Here is a 20,552-nt window from a genome sequence, read left to right on the forward strand (position 1 = left end):
TTACTAATTCATTATTAATAAATTATCTGTACGTTTGAAATGAGGAAATCAATATATGACTTACTAAGCCGAAAAGGAACATGCCCTGTGAGCATGCTCACGGCCTATGACTATCATACTGCCTGTACCATCGACGAGGCAGGCATCGACATGATCCTCGTAGGTGACTCTCTCGGCAATGTGATGCTTGGCTACGAGAACACACTCGCCGTGACCGTGGAAGACATGATCCACCATGGTAAGGCGGTCTGTCGAGGTGCAAAAGAAGCAATGGTTGTCATCGACATGCCCTTCATGTCATATCAGGCATCAGTAGAGGATGCTGTCCGCAATGCTGGTCGTATCGTCAAGGAGACCAACTGTCAGGCTGTGAAGATGGAGGGTGGGGCAGAGTATGCAGACCGCATCAAGGCCATCGTCCAGGCAGGCATACCTGTAGTTGCCCACATCGGACTGACTCCCCAGTCGGTAAACGCGCTGGGTGGCTATAAGGTACAGGGCAAGTCACTGGAACAGGCCCAGAAGCTTCTCAGTGATGCCAAGGCCGTCGAAGAAGCTGGCGCTTTTGCCATCACCCTGGAGTGTGTGCCTGAGGCACTGGCTAAGATGATCACAGAGCAGTCGAAGGCACTGACGATCGGCATCGGCGCCGGCAGATTCTGCGACGGTCAGGTGCTTGTCTATCAGGATATGCTTGGCTTTACCAACGGCTTCACGCCAAAGTTCGTCAAGAAGTATACCGACCTGCATGCGATCATGCTCCAGGCATTCAGACAGTATAAGGAAGAGTGCGAGCAACGCACGTTCCCTGCGGAAGAGCAGACATTTAAAATCAGCGATGACGTGCTCGAGAAACTGTATTGATATTTATTTATTAGTAATATGAAGGTTGTAAAGACTATTAAAGAAGTAAGAGAGATTGTCGGCGGATGGAGGCAGGAAGGCCTCTCCGTAGGACTTGTGCCCACCATGGGCTATCTGCATGAGGGTCACCAGAGTCTCATCAAGAAGTCGGCAAGTCAGAACGACCGTACCGTCGTCTCTGTATTCGTTAACCCCATACAGTTCGGTCCTAACGAGGATCTGGAGGCTTATCCACGTGACCTCAACCGTGACATAAAGGCGGTTGAGGAGGCTGGGGGTGACCTGATCTTCAACCCAGAGCCATCGGAGATGTATCCTGGCCACTTCACCTCGTTCATTGACACGACAGAGACCACAGAACTGCTCTGTGGTGCCGTTCGCCCCGTTCACTTCCGTGGTGTATGCACTGTGGTGGGAAAGCTGTTTAACATCGTAACGCCCGATCGCGCCTACTTTGGTCAGAAGGACGCCCAGCAGTTGGCAACCATCCGACGTTTTGTACGCGACCTGAACTTCCCTCTTGAGATTATCGCCTGTCCCATCGTCCGCGAAGACGACGGTCTGGCTAAGTCAAGTCGGAATACCTATCTCAATGCCGAGGAGCGTCAGGCAGCCCTGATCCTCTCTAAGAGTCTGAAGAAGGGTAAAGAAGCGATCGAAAGCGGTGAGAAAGACGCAAAGACAATCATCGCCATCATCAAGAATAGTCTGCAGAGCGAGCCCTTGGCACGCATAGACTACGTCGAGGTCGTCGACTTCGAGAACATACAACGCGTCGACAAGATCGAGGGTGAGACGCTTGTTGCTATTGCCGTTTATATCGGCAAGACACGTCTGATCGACAACTTCATCATTGGCACAAATCACTCATAATATATCTAGGAAATGGAAATAACACTGCTCAAAGCTAAGATACACCGTGCCGTCGTGACACAGGCAGACCTTGACTATGTTGGCAGCATCACCATTGACTCAAGGCTGTTACAGGAGTCGGGCATCATGGAATACGAGAAAGTGGAGATTGCCGATATCGACAACGGTAACCGCTTCGAGACCTATGCCATCGCTGGCGAGGAAGACTCTGGCATCATTTGTCTGAACGGCGCTGCTGCCAGATGCGTCAATGTTGGCGATAAGATCATCATCATGGCCTATGCCAGCATGACTCCAGAGGAGGCCTCTCAGCACAAGCCCGTCGTACTCTTCGTCGACGGCAATAATAAGATTGTGCGCAAGACCAACTACGAGAAGCACGGACTGCTCAGCGAACAATAGCCCTTCAAGATATGCTTACAGGAAAGACCATCGTACTCGGCGTAACAGGAAGCATCGCAGCCTACAAGACTGCCAATCTTGCCTCTATGCTGGTCAAGTTGAATGCCGATGTGCATGTCATCATGACACAGAATGCCACGCACTTCATCACACCGATGACGTTTGAGACACTGACAAACAACAAGTGCATCGTCGACACCTTCGATCGTAACTTCAACTTCGACGTGAAACATGTCTCGTTGGCCAAGAAAGGCGACCTGTTTCTCGTGGCTCCCTGTACGGCAAATGTCATCGGCAAGGTGGCCTGTGGCATCTGCGACGATATGCTCACCACCACCATCATGGCAACGAAGGCTCCAGTGCTCTTCTCACCAGCCATGAACACAGGCATGTGGGAGAACCCCATCCTGCAGGACAATCTCAAGAAGCTCAAGAACTACGGCTATCATATTATTGCTCCTGTAGAAGGCCGACTGGCCTGTGGTGATATCGGCAGTGGCAAGATGCCTGCCGAGGAGACCCTACTGGAGCATATCCTGCTCCATCTGGCTAAAGAGAAAGATCTCAAGGGTAGGAGAGTGCTCATCACGGCTGGTCCCACCCAAGAGCCTATCGACCCCGTACGTTGTATCACCAACCATTCCTCTGGTAAGATGGGATATGCCATTGCCAAGATGGCTGTACTCCGTGGTGCCGAGGTAACTCTGGTCTCCGGACCTGTCGCCATTCAACCTTTTACAGGCATCAAGAAGGTATCCGTCACAACAGCACAAGAGATGTTTGATGCCGTCACCACACGCAGTCAGGATCAGGATGTCATCATCATGTGTAGTGCTGTTGCCGATTATACGCCATCACACTGCTCCTCACAGAAGATGAAGAAAGGTGATGACGACCTGAATATTCCTCTGTCACGCACAAAGGACATCCTGCAATACCTTGGCGACCATAAGCCAAAGGGACAGGTGCTCGTGGGCTTCTCCATGGAGACGGAGAACCTTCTGGAAAACTCGCAGGCAAAGCTCATGAAGAAGCATGCCGACCTTATCTGCGCCAACTCTATCTCTAGTCGCGATACCGGCTTTGGCGTCGATACGAATAAGGTCACTCTCATATCACAGACGGAGGTCAAGGAACTGCCGCTCTGTTCCAAGGAGGAAACGGCCGACATGATTCTCAGCCATATCGCTGACATGATCAAGGCTTGAGATACGCAAACCCCAGAGAAGATGCACATACTGATTGATATCGGCAACTCCACCATCGTGATCGCTGTAGCTGACAGCGATGGGAATATCCGTAGCACATGGCGGTTCAAGACCCTGAAAGATGAGACCGTCAGTTTCTTCCGCTATGAGCTGAAGACAAGCATGAGGAAATACGAGGTGTCGCTGACTGACATCCAGTCTGTCACCATCTCATCAGTAGTACCCGAGGTCAACGATGATGTTGCCCAAGCTATCATCGACCTTACCGGTATCGTACCACGTTTCTTTAGTATCGATGATGCGATGAAGGTGATTGACATTCACGTGGAATCACCTACACAGCTGGGCAACGACCGTCTGGCTGATGCTATCGGGGCTGTCCTCTGTCATGGAGCACCTGCCATCGTCATCGATATGGGCACAGCCACCACCGTCGGCGTGATCGACGAGCATGGTTGTTTTATCGGTGGCATGATCATACCAGGTGTGAAAACCTCGTTAAACGCCCTCTGTAAGAGAGCATCTCAGCTTCCTGCTATCAACATCGAGAAACCACACCATCTCATTGGTCGCAACACCTTAGAATGCATGCAGAGTGGTATCGTATATGGTACTGCTGCCATGATTGACGGCATCATCGACCGTATCAAACCTACACTCAACGGTGCCGTACATATCATCGCCACTGGTGGCATGGCCAAGCAGATCATTCCTTACTGCAAGAACCAGATTACAAATGATGAATACCTGCAGTTCAAGGGACTCTTTAAAGCAATGCAACTATGAGCTACCAACTGGTCATCCTGGGTTCTGGCAATCTCGCCACACAACTGTCACTGGCTCTGCAAGACAGCGGACACAACATCATGCAGGTGTACAGTCCCACCCCGGAGCACGCCACAACACTGGCCAACAAACTAGGTTGTCAGGCTGTTTCAACGCTGTCTGATGTCCGCACTGATGCAGACGCTTATATCATAAGTGTCAAGGACGATGCCATTAAAGGACTGGCCGAGTCCCTCTGTCCAGACAGGACGAAGGCTGTGTTCATGCACACAGCAGGCAGTGTTCCTATGGAGATCTTCGACACACAGGCTGTTCACTATGGCGTACTCTATCCCATGCAGACGTTTTCCAAGACGAGAAAGGTCGACTTCAAAGAGATACCTTGTTTTGTTGAGGCCTCCGATGCAGAGACGCTGACCATGATACAGACACTGGCCGAGAGCATCTCAGACCATGTGCAGGAGGTCGACTCGTCAAGAAGGGCCAAGCTCCACCTGGCCGCCGTATTCGCAGCCAACCTCACCAACCACTGCTACCGTTTGGCAGAACGGATACTGCAAGAGGAAGAGATTGACTTCCGCCTATTCCTACCATTGATAAAAGAGGTGGCTAAGAAAGTCACCGTCATGTCGCCAAAAGACGCTCAGACGGGTCCTATGGTGCGTTACGACGTCAGTGTGATGGACAAACAGCTATCGCTGATCCACGACGAACGTACACGCCAGATCTACCGCCTCATGGCCGACAGCATCCATGACGACGCCACCCAACATCATCTCTAAAACCAAGGTTCCTAAGTCTGCGCTCCCTAAGTCTGCATTGGTACCTTCGTTTGTCCTAAAAAAGTGCTTGTCTGAAGTTGTGAACTAGAAAAAACCGAGGGGGACTTTTATTCCTTTTTTGGTTTGTTGAAGCATCGAAGGGATACCCCATAATTTACCTCACAGATTTGGTCGTTTCAGACAAATTGCCTATATTTGCCCTTGGTATCAACCATATATCGCATGGGATTGTAAAAGAACAGTTCTTCTGTGATGGCCAACGGCAACATCAAGCACCTGGAGCGCAGGGGCAGGATGCAGAGCGGGTCATACGGTGTCGTCGACAACCTCACGATTGCCTATAGCGGTAACATTGTGAATCCTTCTGAAGCAGTTGAGTTTTGGTTATATACCTGGGAATAAAAATAGAGTGATATGAAAAAGATACTATTATTGCTTTCGTTTCTGTTTTTGTCTATAGAAACAAATTGTGCAAATATTGACAGTCTGATGATTAGGTATGATGATTGGGATAAATATCCTGTTCAGGTCTCTACGTGCTCTAATTTTGAGAGACAGAACGGGTATACGGAAGAGTATATTGTATCGTCTCAGAATCATATAGATACTCTTAAACACCTTCTGTCTCGTTTGCCAGAAACAGAAGATGTATACTTTCCTGTAAGATGTAAACTCTATTTCTTCGATTCTGATACTGTTAGGCAGGAAGTTTGTATGAATAAGACTTATATCGTTCAAAATGGTAAGACTTACGCAAATAATGATACCATTGTGAACTATATTAACCGTATGCGGTGCGAAAGTACTCCAAGTGATGATAAAAGGTTTATGCCTGATCATATAGGCGCCAATTATATTGAAGGGAATGACAGTTTATTTCTTTTACTGCAGAAGAAGATAGACGAGATAGCTTGTTTCTTGAAATATGAAGGAGAAATGGTGATGAGTGTAAAGTGTAAGGCAGACAAGGAGGGAAACACGACAGATACGAAAGTGAAGGTAATCAGACCTCAAATACCCACAAAGATAGAGGAGGACATTGCCCAACGATTAAGGGAATATGTGATATCGGATGTTCATTGGGAGAAGGACATCAATAGGGGAACACTTGACTGGATTATCTTTTCTATTCGATATGTTGGAAATAATCAGTGATGGAGATGTCGGTAGCAAGAATAGTTGAGCGCAGGGGCAGGATGCAGAACGGCAAGTATGGTATCGTGGACACGCTGAAGGCGATGGTGCTGAACCGCGACACCCAGCCCTACAAGTACATATCTGATGGAAAGATGGAAATACCTGTTATAGGAACTAATAATGAAACATTAAAGACAATCTATATTAATTTCGACAAATCAAACAATGTCACAAGTGTAATCCGCTAATTTATTATAGTATATGAAGTATATCGTAATAGTTGCTCTCACGGTATTAATCAGCCTTAACATGTGGGGAACTCCTGCAAGTGTTGATAGTTTGGGGATGGAAGATGATTGGTGCGCCATATGTTACAAGACGATTACAGATGTCGATTCTGTATTTTGTGTAAACATATCCACTCTTAAGAAGAGAATAAAGAAAGAAAAGATATGTAGACTGAATGAAGCAGAAGATAGTAAACTACGAGATTTCCTAGTTGCAATTTCTTATATGTCTGATAGAAACTTTTGGGGGGCTACTCCACATGAGATGCCTCGAATAGACAAAAAGCTTTTAAAGGAAATAAAGTTTTGGTATAAAAGACATAAACACCTTATAACGTTGGATATACTAAGACGGTTTTATTGCGCGGTTTATCCTCCTCTTATGAATATAGAAGAAATGGAAAGATATTTTGAAGAATTAGACAAATATGTAATAAGGGATTGAGTTAGAAGCATTATAGCCCGTGGGCTGTTTTTGTATTTGTGACGGGTAGTACATATAATCCGCCTCACAGATTTGTCCGTTTCAAACAAATTGCCTATATTTGCCCTCGATATAAAGCTTTCTACCTGCATAAGATATTGCATGAAACAGTTACTTATTCTATTGACGTGTTGTTTGTTGGTGAGTTGTGGCACATCCATGTCATGTGAGAAGTTCTTTGGTACAGTAAGTACGAAAGACATACCCGATGTCTCTTTGGATTCTGTTTCTTTCAGAACAAGTTATATAGAAGGAGATTGTGTTTCATGTGGTACTATCTCTGAGCCTCTTTTTGACTGTGATATCAAGTATGATACGCTATCACATTATAGTGTAATTGTCCTAGGGAAAGTCGTATTTGAGAAAGATAGCTGTCAAAAGGAGGACTATAAAAGAGTATATGCAGTAGAAATAAATAATCTTGTTGTTCAAAAACAACATTTCCCACGGGAATTCTATTCTGATTCAAATCATAAGTGGAGGCATAATACCCCTTGGAAAAGATGTCCGCTACCGAAAAAAGTTTTAGAAAAGATTAGGAATGATTTCCTGAAGCGAAAGAAATATGTAAGATACACTTTTAAGGAAGCAGATGCAAGTAGCGTTTCTGAATCATATTGCTATCGCCTATATTAAAGAATCTCGCGCATAAATCTGATGTGAAGGAAATATGTATGTAAAACCAGTCTGTCACAAAGATGGCACGATAGATGTGAATAGGAGAATGATATGTAATATTACTTAAGGGAGAAATATAGCCTACGGTTGCAGAGCGGTCCCTGAGCCTGTCGAAGGAACTATGATTAAATAGACTGCAATCTCACCACGGATACTTCGATGCTTCGACAAGCTCTTCGACTGGCTCAAGGATTGCTCAGGGGTCTCAGGACAAAACTGTGCGAGGATTTTGGAATATGAAAGGAACCGTGCAGATGAATTGAGGAGGCGAGGCAAATTGGATGACCGGAAACATCAGAGACCATAACATATTCGACTTATGAATTATAGATATATCATATTGAATGCCCGTTCTGGGGCTGGGTCAGGATTTGGTAAGGAGTTTGATAATAGGTTTGACTATAACACATGGTTTATATCTAATTACCTCTCATTGCAAATCAGGAAGATGCATATTCCATCAGACGGACCATACAACATGTTCTTTTGTCAAATCACGAGAGAGCAGAGTTCGATAAAAGAGTGCTCGGTTTCTTGCATGCATGTAAGTCTCCATGTGGAGGATGAAGAGATTCGTGATTATCTGAATCTCTCTGATGAGACCGCACGCTTTGAATATTATCTGTCTTTGTTGGAAAGAGCCTATCGCCTAGCCTCTACAGTTCGTCATATTCCTTTGGACATATTTCTGAAACTTCATCAGGAATTCAGAGCCAATGGATATAGAAATGAGAGATTGTTCAAGAAGAAGCAATTTAAGGATTATGGCATCAAGATAGAGTTGAATCATGTTCTTAGCTCATATAGTTATAATTTGGTTTTGTCCGTCCGTGATCTTCATAATAACTTGATAGGTAAAGGCAGTATTTATGAGACTTATCCTGATGACATCTTCTTTAATAAGAATGTTAGACATCTAGTTGTTGAGGACGGAAAGATGATAGTTACCGACTTCTTAGATCATCCACAATTTGTATGCAGTTTAGATGACATGTCAAAGGGAGTTATAAAATCTGTTTGTGTCAACAAGAATACCCAGGAATATATCCCGAACGAGAATAATAAGGCTGATTTTGAGAAGTTAAAGTGGTAAGTTTAACGTAAGAAACATTTGTCATGAAAAAGTGCCGAAAAAAGTGGTCGTCTGAAGTTGTGAACTAGAAAAACCAAGGGGGACTTTTATGCCTTTTTTGGGCTGTTAGGGCGTGCTTAGGACCTGTCCGGAGTAGGGAAGGGGGCTACTATGGGTAGGGGTGGCTTCTAACGGTCAAAGAGATAGGCTCCATGACTATAAGGAATGGCACTTACGAGTGAAAGGGATTATCTCTTACAGGGTATAGGGATTATCTCCTTCGTTCGTAAACCCTATCTCCATGACTCATAGAGCCTATCTCTTTGAGGGAAAAGTCCTACCCCTTTCTTGTGTTTATATAATCGTCTGATAATAAGGTGATTACATAAACAACTCATAACTCGCGTGTAGGAGGCGCACTCTGATGTTCCTGTCTGCCACGCGAGTTATGAGCGGTCGTTTGTAAAGATATATCACAATGGATATTATATCACTTACCTACAATCTTCGAGATGTCCATCATCATGCCGCCGTTGCCTGTCATGATCTGAGGCATCTTGCCGTCCCACTTCTCAATCATGTCCTCTTGGACAATCATCGGAGAGAGCGAAGCAGCGATGGTGCGGTTATAATAGGCTTCTGCATCAGCTTTGATCTTCATGGCCTTGGCATTACCTTCAGCCTTGGCAACGGCAATTTTAGCATTGGCCTCAGCCTCCTTCACCTCGTTTTCGGCTTTCAGAGCGCTCTGGATGGCGGTATTCTTGGCATCGATCATCGAGAGCAGCGACGAGGGAGGGGTGATCTTCGAAGTAAACTCCTCGACAAGGAAGCCCTCGGCCATCAGCGATTTCTCCAGACGGGCACGTACGTCGCGTTCGAAATTAGCACGATTCGACATCAGTGAGTCAGAGGTATACTGGTTGGCACAAGTACGATAGGCCTCGTAGATACAGGTACGGATATAGCCTTCTTCCAACTCCTTCACACCCACACGGTACTTGGTGAAGATGTCACAGGCCTTATCAGGATTGATACGATAGGCAATAGTTGGATCCATCTCGAAGAGCGAGGCGTCCTTGGCATTAACAGAGAATGTCTCGTACTGCTTACGCTGTGTAAATGTCGGGTAGGTAAACACACTTGTGGTGACGGGATTATAAAACACCCAACCCTTGCACGTGCCTTCCACACCACCATAATCCTGCTCGTTGAGCGACCATTTATGAAAGCGGATGCCCACCTCACCGGAGTCGACCACCGTACAGCACATCGCAAAGAATATCATCACAAAGAGAATGGCACCACCGATGACAACCAGCGGTCGCCATCTCTGATCTACACTTTTCAAACCAAATTCCATAAAATCTTTAATCGTTTAATTTTGTCAATAATTCAATTGCAAATATATTGCTTTTTTTCCTTTTAACGTCACTTTTTAGGAACATTTTCACAACTATCAGTCTTTTCTTTTGGCGGTCTGCTCACTTATTCGTATCTTTGCACCCTCAAACTATAATGTACGGAAACAATAAAAAATAGACATACAATGGATTACAATTTCAGAGACATCGAACAGAAATGGCAGAAGCGATGGGTGGAGAACAAGACCTACCGCGTGGTGGAGGACAAGAACAAAAAGAAATTTTACGTACTGAATATGTTCCCCTATCCGTCAGGAGCCGGTCTGCATGTTGGCCACCCCCTCGGATACATCGCTTCGGATATCTACGCCCGTTATAAGCGTCAGCAGGGTTTCAACGTCCTGAACCCGATGGGTTACGATGCCTACGGTCTGCCGGCAGAGCAGTATGCCATTCAGACTGGTCAACACCCTGAGAAGACCACCTTCGAGAATATCGACCGCTATCGTTCGCAGTTGGATAAGATCGGCTTCTCGTTCGACTGGGAGCGCGAGGTGCGCACTTGTGATCCTATCTACTACAAATGGACGCAGTGGGCCTTCCAGCGGATGTTCAAGAGCTACTACAGCACATCCTCTCACAAGGCGCAGCCTACCATCAAACTCATCGAGCACTTCGAACTGATGGGAACGGAGAATTGTAACGCCCTCGGTACTGAGGAGCTGCACTTCACCGCTGCCGACTGGGCCGGCTTCTCTGAGAAGAAGAAGCAGGAGGTGCTGATGAACTACCGCATCGCCTATCTGGCCGATACGATGGTGAACTGGTGCCCGAAGCTCGGCACGGTGCTGGCCAACGACGAGGTGGTCGATGGTGTCAGCGTACGTGGCGGCTATCCTGTGGTACAGAAGAAGATGCGCCAGTGGTGTCTCAGGGTGAGCGCCTATGCTCAGCGCCTGCTCGACGGTCTCGATAAGATCGACTGGACCGACTCACTGAAGGAGACGCAGCGCAACTGGATCGGTCGCTCTGAGGGTACTGAGGTTGAGTTTAACGTCGCTGATTCAGATAAGCACTTCACCATCTTCACCACGCGTGCCGACACGATGTTTGGTGTGACGTTCATGGTGCTCGCTCCTGAGAGTGACCTTGTGGCTGAGCTGACCACTCCAGAGCAGAAGGAAGAAGTGGAGAAATACCTCGACTACGTGAAGAAGCGTACGGAGCGCGACCGCCAGATGGATCATAAGGTTACTGGTGTGTTCTCTGGAAGCTACGCCATCAATCCTTTCACGGATGAGAAGATCCCCATCTGGATTGCCGAATACGTGCTGGCTGGCTACGGTACAGGTGCCATCATGGCTGTGCCTGCCCACGACTCTCGCGACTATGCCTTCGCCAAGCACTTTGGTCTGCCCATCATCCCATTGATCGAAGGTGCAGATGTCAGTGAGGAGAGCTACGACGCCAAGGAGGGTATCGTCTGCAACTCTGCTTCAGCCAAGTTCTCACTCAACGGCCTGACCGTTAAAGAGGCCATCGCTGCCACCAAAAAATATGTGACAGAGCAGGGACTGGGTCGTGTGAAGGTGAACTACCGTCTGCGCGACGCCATCTTCTCTCGCCAGCGTTACTGGGGTGAGCCGTTCCCTGTGTACTACAAGGACGACATGCCTTACATGATTCCGAAGGAGTGTCTGCCCCTGGAGCTGCCTGAGATCGATGAGTACAAACCCACGGAGACTGGTGAGCCCCCATTGGGACGCGCTAAGATGTGGGCTTGGGACACAGAGAAGAATCAGGTGGTCTCTAAGGATCTCATCGACCATAAGACCATCTTCCCCTTGGAGCTGAACACCATGCCTGGTTTCGCTGGTAGCTCGGCTTATTACCTGCGATACATGGATCCGAAGAATGAGACCGCTCTTGTGAGCAAGGATGCTGATGAGTACTGGCGTAATGTGGACCTCTATGTGGGTGGTACTGAGCACGCTACTGGTCACTTGATCTACAGCCGTTTCTGGAATAAGTTCCTCTTCGACTCTGGCTACAGCTGCGAGGACGAGCCTTTCAAGAAGCTGGTTAACCAAGGTATGATCCAGGGACGCTCCAACTTCGTGTATCGTGTCGAGGAAGGTAGCGAGAAAGGTAAGTTCGTCAGCTTCGGACTAAAGGATCAGTACACCACGACACCTATCCACGTCGACGTCAATATCGTTTCTGCTGATATCCTCGACATCGAAGCCTTCAAGGCTTGGCGCCCCGACTATCAGAATGCGGAGTTCATTCTCGAGAACGGTCAGTACAAGTGCGGCTGGGCCATCGAGAAGATGTCGAAGTCGATGTTCAACGTGGTGAACCCGGATATGATCGTCGAGAAGTATGGTGCCGACACCCTGCGTCTCTACGAGATGTTCCTCGGACCTGTGGAACAGTCGAAGCCCTGGGATACCAATGGTATCGATGGCTGTCACCGCTTCCTGAAGAAGTTCTGGAACCTCTGCAGTTCGGTATGCGACTGTGACGCAGCCACAGACCCAACGCCTGAGAACCTGAAGAGCGTGCATAAACTCATCAAGAAAGTGTCACAGGACATCGAGCAGTTCAGCTATAACACCTCTATCTCTGCCTTCATGATCTGCGTGAACGAGCTCTCACAGCAGAAGTGCAAGAACAAGGAGATGTTGAAGACTCTTGTAATCCTCATCGCTCCCTTCGCACCTCATATCGCTGAAGAGCTGTGGGAGATGATGGGTGAGCAGGGTAGTGTGTGCGACTCACAGTGGCCTACATGGGATGAGCAGTATCTGGTAGAGAGCCAGGTCAAGCTGGGCATCGCCTTCAACGGTAAGGCCCGCTTCGAGATGCAGTTCGCTGCCGATGCTGATAATAAGACCATCGAGGAGGCTGTGCTGGCCGACGAGCGCGCTCAGAAATACATCGACGGCAAACAGATTATGAAGGTTATCATCGTCCCTAAACGTATGGTGAACATCGTATGCAAATAAGAGAATGACAATCAATCACCAAATGATATGGAATGAGGTGAAGGACTATTTCTTCATCACGCTTGGCCTGGTGTTGTACACCATCGCCTTCACCGTGTTTCTGATGCCCTATCAGATCGTGGCTGGAGGTGTGACGGGTCTATCTGCCATCATCTACTATGCCACGGGCTTCCATCTGGAAAATACCTATATCATCATCAATGGTATCCTACTGCTGGTGGCACTGAAGATCCTGGGATTTAAGTTCCTGATGAAGACTATCTTCGCCATCCTGTCACTTTACTTCCTGCTGATGTTCGCGCAGGAGATCATCCCTAAACAGCCCAACGGACTACCTATCAAACTGATGGGTGAGGGACAGGACTTCATGTCGATGATCATCGGCTGTGTCATCACAGGTATCGCCTTGGCCACGGTATTCCTCCATAACGGCTCGACAGGTGGTACGGATATCATCGCTGCCTCTATCAACAAGTACCATAATGTGTCATTAGGCTCTGTACTGATTGCGGCAGACTTCTGTATCATCGGCTCTTGTATGTTCTTCCCACAGTTCGGAACCTATATAGAACGAGCTCATAAGGTGATGTTCGGCTTCTGCGTGATGGCCATGGAGAACTATGTCCTCGACTATGTGATGAACGCCAGACGACAGTCGGTACAGTTCTTTATCTTCTCGCGTAAATGGCAGGAGATAGCTAATGCCATCGGTACTCAGATGCACCACGGCGTGACCATCCTCGACGGACACGGCTGGTACACTGGCAGGAAGATGAAGGTGCTCTGTATCCTGGCCAAGAAGAACGAGAGCGTGAATATGTTCCGTCTGATCAAGATGATCGACCCTAACGCATTCGTCTCTCAGAGTTCTGTCATCGGTGTCTATGGAGAGGGCTTCGACGAGATGAAGGTAAAGATCAAGAAGAAAGAAGGCGATATAAAAGGATTACAAAAGAAACAGGAAGGAGAGATCAAGGAATGAGAATTGTCTTCGCAACGAACAACAAGAATAAACTCTCTGAAATCCGTTCGATACTCGGAGACAGCATAGAGGTGTTGTCACTGAAGGATATCGGTTGCGACGTGGACATACCTGAGACAGGAAAGACTTTGGAAGAGAACGCACTTCAGAAAGCACAGTATGTCTACGACCACTATCATATCGACTGCTTTGCCGACGATACTGGTCTGGAAGTCGAGGCACTCAACGGAGCACCTGGCGTCTACAGTGCCAGATATGCGGCGCTCCCTGACAATCCTCTTGGTGGAGCATCCACGCTTGTATCGCACGACTCTGAGGCAAACATGGCACGTCTTCTCTACGAATTAGGAGAAAATAACAATCGTCATGCAAGATTCCGTACGGTCATTGCGTTAATACAGAAAAAGAATGTCTGTCCGTGCGGATGCACCTCTATCAAGGAAATCCATCAGTTTGAGGGCATCGTCGAAGGAGAGATTATTCGTGAGCGCAGAGGAGGGGAGGGCTTCGGCTACGACCCAGTCTTCCAGCCAGACGGTTACGACAAGACCTTTGCTGAGCTCGGCATGGATGTCAAGAACCGGATCAGTCACAGGGCGCGTGCCACAGCAAAACTGGCAGAGTTCTTACTGAAAAGGTAGAATAATACAAGAGTGAAAGAGTAAAAAGGTATGAGAACAAGACAATACACTATCAAGAATTTGGTAAAATGGTTCATACCTTTTTACCTTTTTACTTTTTTACCACTACAAGCACAAGTTGGTACCTGGAAGAATCAGCTCGCCTATCATGAGATACAGGATATCTGTTCCACAGGGAATGAGCTCTTCGTATTGGCCTCTAACGCACTCTACCAATACCATCTGAATGATCAGAGTATCGTTACCTACGACAGGATCAACGGACTCAGCGATACTTATATCACACATATCGCCTGGAGCCAACAGGCCAGACGTCTGATCATCGTCTATGGCAACTCAAATATCGATCTGATAGACCCCGATGGTAGGGTGATCAATATCTCTGCCCTCTACGATAAGACGATGACAGAAGACAAGACGATTACTGACGTTAGAATCGATGGCATGTTTGCCTATCTCGTCACCAACTTTGCCATTATCAAGATAAATATCCAAAAAGCGGAGATAACAGGTACTTATACGCCTAATCACCCACAGTATCCTACCTCACTACCTGAGAAGAACAGAACCGACTATGAAAAGTATATCTCTGTGGTATCAACGCTGAAGCCTGTCGGACCTGTCTATAATCATCACTACGAGTCCACATTCACCCATGGAAGACTGTTCACGACTGGAGGCTATTTTCTGCCTGGTATCCCTGATCCTAATCGACAGGGTATCATACAGATGTTTGATGGAAACAACTGGACTTCTTACGACGAGACAGTCAATCAGACAACAGGCTATGATTATAAGGATATCTGTTGTATAGATGTTGACCCTTACAACGAGTCACATGTCTTCGCAGGAGGAAGATGCGGACTTTATGAGTTTATGAACGGAAAACTTGTCCGATATTTTAATCAAGATAACAGTCCGCTGAAAGGAGCCATAGACAGAGGGACAGCACTTGGTAATGACTATGTTCTCATTCTGGGTATCAAGTTCGACAACGATGGAAATCTTTGGGTGCTCAACAGTCAGGCCGACGGTGTCAGCTTGTTGGAGTATACGACAGAGAAAGAATGGATAGACCACCACCATCATCTGCTCGCTGACAATCATGGCGTCAGTCTGGCGGCCTTACGTTGTATGTCGTTCGATAACAGAAATCTATTGTGGTTTGTCAATGATAATTGGTTCGACCCTGCTGTTTTCTGTTATGATAAAACAAATGATGTGGTACATAAGTATAGTACTTTCATCAATCAGGACGGAACGAAATACAATGTAAAATGGGTGTATTGTGTCTGTGAAGATAAGGAAGGTGATATATGGATAGGAACGGATATCGGACCTTTCATTATAAAGCATGAAGAAGTGGGACAGGAAGAGGTTACCTTCTATCAGGTGAAAATTCCTCGGAAAGATGGTACTAACTATGCCGACTATCTGTTGAATGGTGTCAGCATCAACAGTATAGCTGTCGATGGTGGTAATAGAAAATGGTTAGGTACCGATGGTAATGGTGCCTTTCTGATAAGTTCAGACAACCTTGAACAGTTAGAGAATTTCACTTCCGATAACTCCAAACTCATCAGTAATCATGTATCTTCTATTTCAATCAATAACCTATCTGGCGAGATATTCTTTATCACTGACAAAGGTCTTTGCTCTTATTTAGGCTTTGCTACTGAACCAAATGAAGAGATGACAAAAGAAAACGTCTATGCTTATCCTAATCCTGTTTACCCAGACTATACAGGGCTTATCACCATTACTGGTCTGACCTTCAATGCCGATGTGAAGATTGTTTCTTCAAATGGGGCACTGATAGCAGAAGGACGAAGTAACGGTGGTCTGTTCACGTGGAACGGATGTGATCGTAAAGGCAAGAGAGTAGCCAGCGGTGTCTATATGGTAGTCACCGCGACCTCTGATGGTAAAAAAGGAGTTGTCTGTAAGATCGCAATAATCAATTAAAACAATAACTGCTAACTTTAACTCAGTTCAAGCATACGTTCGATAGGCTTGACGGCTTTCTTTGCTATCTTTGGATCGATCTTTATCTGCGGACTCTCATTCTTCAAACAAGCATACACTTTCTCAAGCGTATTCATCTTCATATACTGACACTCGTTACAACTGCATTCTAAGCCGCTCTCGCTGATTTCTGGTGGCACAGGTATAAATAGTCTATCAGGACAAGTTCGCTGCATCTCATGTAAAATACCGGCTTCTGTAGCTACTATAAACTGTCTCTTATCACTCTGCTGAGCATAGCTAAGCATCGTTGCAGTCGAACCCTTCACATCTGCTATAGCTAATACTGGAGCCTTGCATTCTAAATGAGCCATCACCACAGCATCAGGATATTCTTCCTTTAACTCGAGTATTTTAGAAACAGAGAAACGTTCATGCACATGACAACCACCATTCCATAATAGCATATTACGACCAGTCACCTCATTGATATAATTTCCAAGATTATAATCAGGACCAAAAATCAATTTAGCATCTTTTGGTAACTGATCGACTACCTTCTTGGCATTACCACTGGTAACAACCACATCTGTCAATGCTTTGACGGCTGCCGTTGTATTAACATAAGAGATGACCTGATAACCAGGATGCTCATCTTTGAATTTCTTCAAGTCTTCTGCCTTACAGGAATCAGCTAAAGAGCAACCTGCATTTAGATCTGGACATAATACTATTTTATCTGGAGAAAGCAATTTACAGGTCTCAGCCATAAAGTGCACGCCACACATGACCATCATCTTCGCATCTGTCTCTGCAGCCTTTCGAGCTAAAGCTAATGAGTCGCCAACAAAATCTGCGATATCTTGAATATCACCTATTGTATAATAGTGTGCAAGAATAATAGCATCTTTCTCCTTACACATCTTACGGATCTCTGCCTTTAAATCCATCCCCGAGCAAAGCTCACCTACCTGTTGCCTTTCTGTTTTCAACATCACAATATTATATTTTTTCTTTTTTATTCTTTTTAAAAAATGAAATGAATAGTATGATATGCCGTTTATTACTTGAAAACTTTTCTTGTATTTGTTTGGAGGAAAAGTTATACTATTGTAATCATACGTTATCCATACTGTTTGTTAATTCTTTCATTTTGATAATGAGCACATAAAGTATTTTATCCACAATCTTCAATTTCGGTGCAAATATAATAAGTTTATATCTTTTTTATGCAAATTTACGTGGAAATCTTTAGAAAAACTAAAGAATAAACGTGTGGATATACGCCTTTCTATAGTCTCCTTAGAATACCATTATATTTATGCACTACGTTTTCCACAGACTTATCCACAGGTTTTCCACATAAAATTTGGTACTTTGGTTTCTAAGTTGTAATTTTGTTGCTGAAATGAAAAAGCTTAGAACGATAGAGATAGAACGCCTTTCTGTGGAACAGTTTAAGGAGGCAGAAAAACTACCACTGGTAGTGGTTCTTGACGACGTGCGATCTATGTACAATGTCGGAAGTGTTTTTCGTACAGGTGATGCCTTCCGTATAGAAGCTGTTTACTTATGTGGTATTACTTCGACACCTCCTCATACAGAAATTCATAAAACGGCTTTAGGAGCAGAGGATAGTGTTCGCTGGAAATATTTTAAGAACACTCTTGAGGCTATAGATGAATTAAAGAAGGAAGGCTATGATATCTATTCTATTGAACAAGCACATGGATCTACAAAACTTCAAACCTTTGAGCCCTTGCATGGAAAGAAATATGCTGTCGTTCTTGGCAATGAGGTGAAAGGTGTTCATCAAGAAGTAGTTGACGCCTCTGACGGTTGTCTGGAAATTCCACAATTCGGCACGAAACACTCTATGAATGTATCTGTAACAGCAGGTATCATCATCTGGCATTTCGCAAAACAACTTCTTTTTTAATTTTTTTCTTGTTTTTGGTGTCACAATTAGGCATGTTCAGCGTAAATAGGATAAAAGCAGTACGAAAGAATGACACCAGAAGCGTTTAAAAACGGAGCAGAATCTCTAAGAAACCAATTGGTCGGCACAGCAAGAAAATATCTAAGCAATGCCGATGAGGTGGAAGATATCGTACAAGACGCCATGTTGAAGCTCTGGCTGATGCATGAGAAGATTAATCCTCCTATTAATGGTTTGGCTGCCGTTGTAACACATAATCTCTGTATTGACTATCTGCGCAGAAAGCATCCTGCCATAGATATTGCTAAGTTGCAGGAAAAAGAGGATATCAGCGATGATGGTGAACAGATAGAGCAGATGTTGCAAATTATCGATACGTTACCTTCCACTCAGCGTACTATTCTCAAGATGCGTCACTTAGAGGGGATGCAGATGAGTGAGATAGCTATGGTATTGGGTTCGACTGAGGTAGCTGTACGCAAGACACTAAGTCGCGCTCGTATGGCTGTTCGCAGAAAACTTATCGCGGTAATGGCGGCAGCTTGCCTGATAACAGCAGTTTCAGTGCTTACTGTCTATTGTTTGAAACAAGAGCAACAAGAGGAGTTTGTGGCTTATGTATATGGTAAGAAATACACAGACAAGACAGTTGTTATGCAGGAGATGAAACGGACTATAGGAGAGATTACAGAGAATAATCCTCAGGACGAGATAGAGAACCAGTTAATTGAACTATTTAGTGAGTAAGAATATGAAACGGAAAGTATTTATTTTTATCATGTGGCTAGCGGCTGTCATAACAGCACAGGCTCAAAGCGGACTAAGTGTCTCACTGCTTTTTGAGGGAAAAATCATTCCTCAGGAGCGGATGATAGAGACTCGCGTAAAAGGAAAGTCACTGACTAAGTATCAGCTAAGTTTTTTCCGTAGTGTTCGTTTTGATTTGATGGATGTAAAAGATATCCGCCGCATCAGAAATCTTGTCGAACAAGACCAGCAGCATAGTATCAACAGCCAGAGTCAGAAAAATCACTCGTTGGAGACGATTATGCTGCAACTACCCAAAGAGAATGGTAAGAACCGATATCTGTGTTATAAACGTCTGAACTCAGAGATAACAGTCGTCTATATGGAAGGTTCGCTCTCTTCACTCGATAATTTAAAGAATATATTAAAATAAAAAAGGAAAATGGATATGAAAAAGTTATTGTTTCTATTGTTGTTGGTAATGCCGTACGCAGCCAACGCTCAGGAAAACGACACATTGACAATTCTTAAACCTCAGAGAGTGTCTATTATCACAGGTGATTCTATTCAGAAGATCAAGGTCTATGGAAAGGAAGATAATGATAGATACACTTATGAGAACAGTATCCAACTGGTCGACTCCAACTATGTAAGTGAAACAACCATCAACAGAGATTGGGGTATTTTCAATGTGGGACTGGGCAAGGATAATTTTACAGATGAATACCCTTATGAGGTGAAGACTGCCTTTTCACATCTGGGTGTAGGTCAGTGTGTAGCCATTGATGGTGATAATCGTCTTTCTATCTCGACAGGAAGTTCGTGGGAATTGTTTTGGACAATACTCCAATGGAAAATCTACGGAAAGGGAAAGCACAACGGCTATTCTTTCGGAATAGGATTAGACTGGCGTAATTATCGGATGACGGGATTTTCTCATTTTGAGAAAGGAAATAATGGAGTTGTGGGTCTGGCTAGCTATCCCGAAGGCTGTGAGCCGGATTTCTCACGCATTAAGATCTTTAGTCTCCAGTTTCCTCTGATGTGGAACTATCGTTTCAACAAGCACTGTTCATTCTCCTTGGGAACGGTTTTCAACCTCAACCTTTATGGCAGCATCAAGAACAAATATAGAGATGCTGATGGACAGAAGAGAAAAGAGACAGTCAAACATATACATCAACGTCCTTTCACTGTCGACATCATGGCTTCAATGAATATTCGAAGCCTGCCGACTATCTATTGCAAGTATAGTCCAATGAGTATTTTAAATTCTGATTTTGCCGATCATAGCAATTTCCAACCGCTTTCGTTCGGTTTTATTTTCTAATGT

Annotated in this window: 21 protein-coding genes; 19 read left to right on the forward strand and 2 right to left on the reverse strand. The window is 45.3% G+C overall.

The window, feature by feature from the left end:
* Positions 1-39 precede the first annotated feature (39 nt).
* From panB to BMY63_RS05390, 11 genes are all read left to right on the forward strand, one after another.
* Positions 40-864 (forward strand): 3-methyl-2-oxobutanoate hydroxymethyltransferase, encoded by an 825-nt coding sequence (panB, locus tag BMY63_RS05345; protein WP_091915212.1) that lies wholly within the window; start codon positions 40-42, stop codon positions 862-864.
* An 18-nt stretch (positions 865-882) separates the two neighbouring features.
* A complete protein-coding gene (panC, locus tag BMY63_RS05350; RefSeq protein WP_091915214.1) occupies positions 883-1,737 on the forward strand; it encodes a pantoate--beta-alanine ligase in 855 nt (284 codons plus the stop codon).
* 12 nt (positions 1,738-1,749) lie between these two features.
* Positions 1,750-2,139: an aspartate 1-decarboxylase gene (gene panD / locus BMY63_RS05355; RefSeq protein ID WP_091900279.1), complete on the forward strand. Its 390-nt coding sequence runs from the start codon at positions 1,750-1,752 to the stop codon at positions 2,137-2,139.
* Positions 2,140-2,150: 11 nt separating this feature from the next.
* Positions 2,151-3,347, forward strand: coding sequence for a bifunctional phosphopantothenoylcysteine decarboxylase/phosphopantothenate--cysteine ligase CoaBC (coaBC, locus tag BMY63_RS05360; RefSeq protein WP_091915216.1), 1,197 nt, complete (start codon positions 2,151-2,153; stop codon positions 3,345-3,347).
* Positions 3,348-3,368: 21 nt separating this feature from the next.
* The gene (locus tag BMY63_RS05365) at positions 3,369-4,133 is read left to right on the forward strand and encodes a type III pantothenate kinase (RefSeq protein WP_091900277.1); all 765 of its coding nucleotides are present in this window, start codon (positions 3,369-3,371) and stop codon (positions 4,131-4,133) included.
* Positions 4,130-4,915, forward strand: a complete 786-nt coding sequence (locus BMY63_RS05370; protein WP_091915218.1) for a Rossmann-like and DUF2520 domain-containing protein — start codon at positions 4,130-4,132, stop codon at positions 4,913-4,915. The genes BMY63_RS05365 and BMY63_RS05370 overlap by 4 nt, the downstream gene beginning before the upstream one ends.
* 252 nt (positions 4,916-5,167) lie before the next feature.
* Positions 5,168-5,317, forward strand: coding sequence for a hypothetical protein (locus BMY63_RS12295; RefSeq protein WP_176771063.1), 150 nt, complete (start codon positions 5,168-5,170; stop codon positions 5,315-5,317).
* Between the two features lie 12 nt (positions 5,318-5,329).
* On the forward strand, positions 5,330-6,070 hold the full coding sequence (locus BMY63_RS05375; RefSeq protein WP_091915220.1) for a hypothetical protein: 741 nt from the start codon (positions 5,330-5,332) through the stop codon (positions 6,068-6,070).
* A gap of 5 nt (positions 6,071-6,075) precedes the next feature.
* Positions 6,076-6,300 carry a hypothetical protein gene (locus BMY63_RS05380; RefSeq protein WP_143065724.1) on the forward strand — a complete coding sequence of 75 codons (225 nt, stop codon included), beginning with the start codon at positions 6,076-6,078 and terminating at the stop codon, positions 6,298-6,300.
* 13 nt (positions 6,301-6,313) lie between these two features.
* The gene (locus tag BMY63_RS05385) at positions 6,314-6,784 is read left to right on the forward strand and encodes a hypothetical protein (protein ID WP_091915224.1); all 471 of its coding nucleotides are present in this window, start codon (positions 6,314-6,316) and stop codon (positions 6,782-6,784) included.
* Positions 6,785-7,820: 1,036 nt separating this feature from the next.
* Positions 7,821-8,594 carry a hypothetical protein gene (locus tag BMY63_RS05390; protein WP_091915226.1) on the forward strand — a complete coding sequence of 258 codons (774 nt, stop codon included), beginning with the start codon at positions 7,821-7,823 and terminating at the stop codon, positions 8,592-8,594.
* Positions 8,595-9,063: 469 nt separating this feature from the next.
* Here the strand turns inward: BMY63_RS05390 and BMY63_RS05395 are convergent, their stop codons facing one another.
* Positions 9,064-9,936: a prohibitin family protein gene (locus BMY63_RS05395; RefSeq protein WP_256218947.1), complete on the reverse strand. Its 873-nt coding sequence runs from the start codon at positions 9,934-9,936 to the stop codon at positions 9,064-9,066.
* 186 nt (positions 9,937-10,122) lie between these two features.
* On the opposite strand from BMY63_RS05395, the gene leuS reads away from it, so the two are divergent.
* The 4 genes from leuS to porZ are packed head-to-tail and all read left to right on the forward strand — an operon-like array spanning position 10,123 to position 16,533.
* Positions 10,123-12,945 (forward strand): leucine--tRNA ligase, encoded by a 2,823-nt coding sequence (gene leuS, locus BMY63_RS05400; RefSeq protein WP_091915228.1) that lies wholly within the window; start codon positions 10,123-10,125, stop codon positions 12,943-12,945.
* A 4-nt stretch (positions 12,946-12,949) separates the two neighbouring features.
* Positions 12,950-13,927, forward strand: a complete 978-nt coding sequence (locus tag BMY63_RS05405; protein ID WP_091915230.1) for a YitT family protein — start codon at positions 12,950-12,952, stop codon at positions 13,925-13,927.
* The gene (locus BMY63_RS05410) at positions 13,924-14,568 is read left to right on the forward strand and encodes a non-canonical purine NTP diphosphatase (RefSeq protein WP_091900268.1); all 645 of its coding nucleotides are present in this window, start codon (positions 13,924-13,926) and stop codon (positions 14,566-14,568) included. Before BMY63_RS05405 ends, BMY63_RS05410 begins: the two co-directional genes overlap by 4 nt.
* A 30-nt stretch (positions 14,569-14,598) precedes the next feature.
* Positions 14,599-16,533: a type IX secretion system anionic LPS delivery protein PorZ gene (gene porZ / locus BMY63_RS05415; RefSeq protein ID WP_091915232.1), complete on the forward strand. Its 1,935-nt coding sequence runs from the start codon at positions 14,599-14,601 to the stop codon at positions 16,531-16,533.
* Positions 16,534-16,550: 17 nt separating this feature from the next.
* Here the strand turns inward: porZ and nadA are convergent, their stop codons facing one another.
* A complete protein-coding gene (nadA, locus tag BMY63_RS05420) occupies positions 16,551-17,528 on the reverse strand; it encodes a quinolinate synthase NadA (RefSeq protein ID WP_091915234.1) in 978 nt (325 codons plus the stop codon).
* A gap of 413 nt (positions 17,529-17,941) precedes the next feature.
* Here nadA and BMY63_RS05425 point away from each other — a divergent pair, with 413 nt between their 5' ends.
* The 4 genes from BMY63_RS05425 (at position 17,942) to BMY63_RS05440 (ending at position 20,549) form a co-directional block, all read left to right on the forward strand.
* The gene (locus BMY63_RS05425; RefSeq protein ID WP_091915236.1) at positions 17,942-18,472 is read left to right on the forward strand and encodes an RNA methyltransferase; all 531 of its coding nucleotides are present in this window, start codon (positions 17,942-17,944) and stop codon (positions 18,470-18,472) included.
* Positions 18,473-18,541: 69 nt separating this feature from the next.
* Positions 18,542-19,219: an RNA polymerase sigma factor gene (locus BMY63_RS05430; RefSeq protein WP_091915238.1), complete on the forward strand. Its 678-nt coding sequence runs from the start codon at positions 18,542-18,544 to the stop codon at positions 19,217-19,219.
* A 4-nt stretch (positions 19,220-19,223) separates the two neighbouring features.
* Positions 19,224-19,652, forward strand: a complete 429-nt coding sequence (locus BMY63_RS05435) for a DUF6108 family protein (RefSeq protein WP_091900263.1) — start codon at positions 19,224-19,226, stop codon at positions 19,650-19,652.
* Between the two features lie 15 nt (positions 19,653-19,667).
* The gene (locus BMY63_RS05440) at positions 19,668-20,549 is read left to right on the forward strand and encodes a hypothetical protein (RefSeq protein WP_143065725.1); all 882 of its coding nucleotides are present in this window, start codon (positions 19,668-19,670) and stop codon (positions 20,547-20,549) included.
* The last annotated feature ends 3 nt before the right edge of the window (positions 20,550-20,552 follow it).

Source organism: Prevotella aff. ruminicola Tc2-24 (assembly GCF_900110895.1).
Lineage (GTDB): Bacteria > Bacteroidota > Bacteroidia > Bacteroidales > Bacteroidaceae > Prevotella.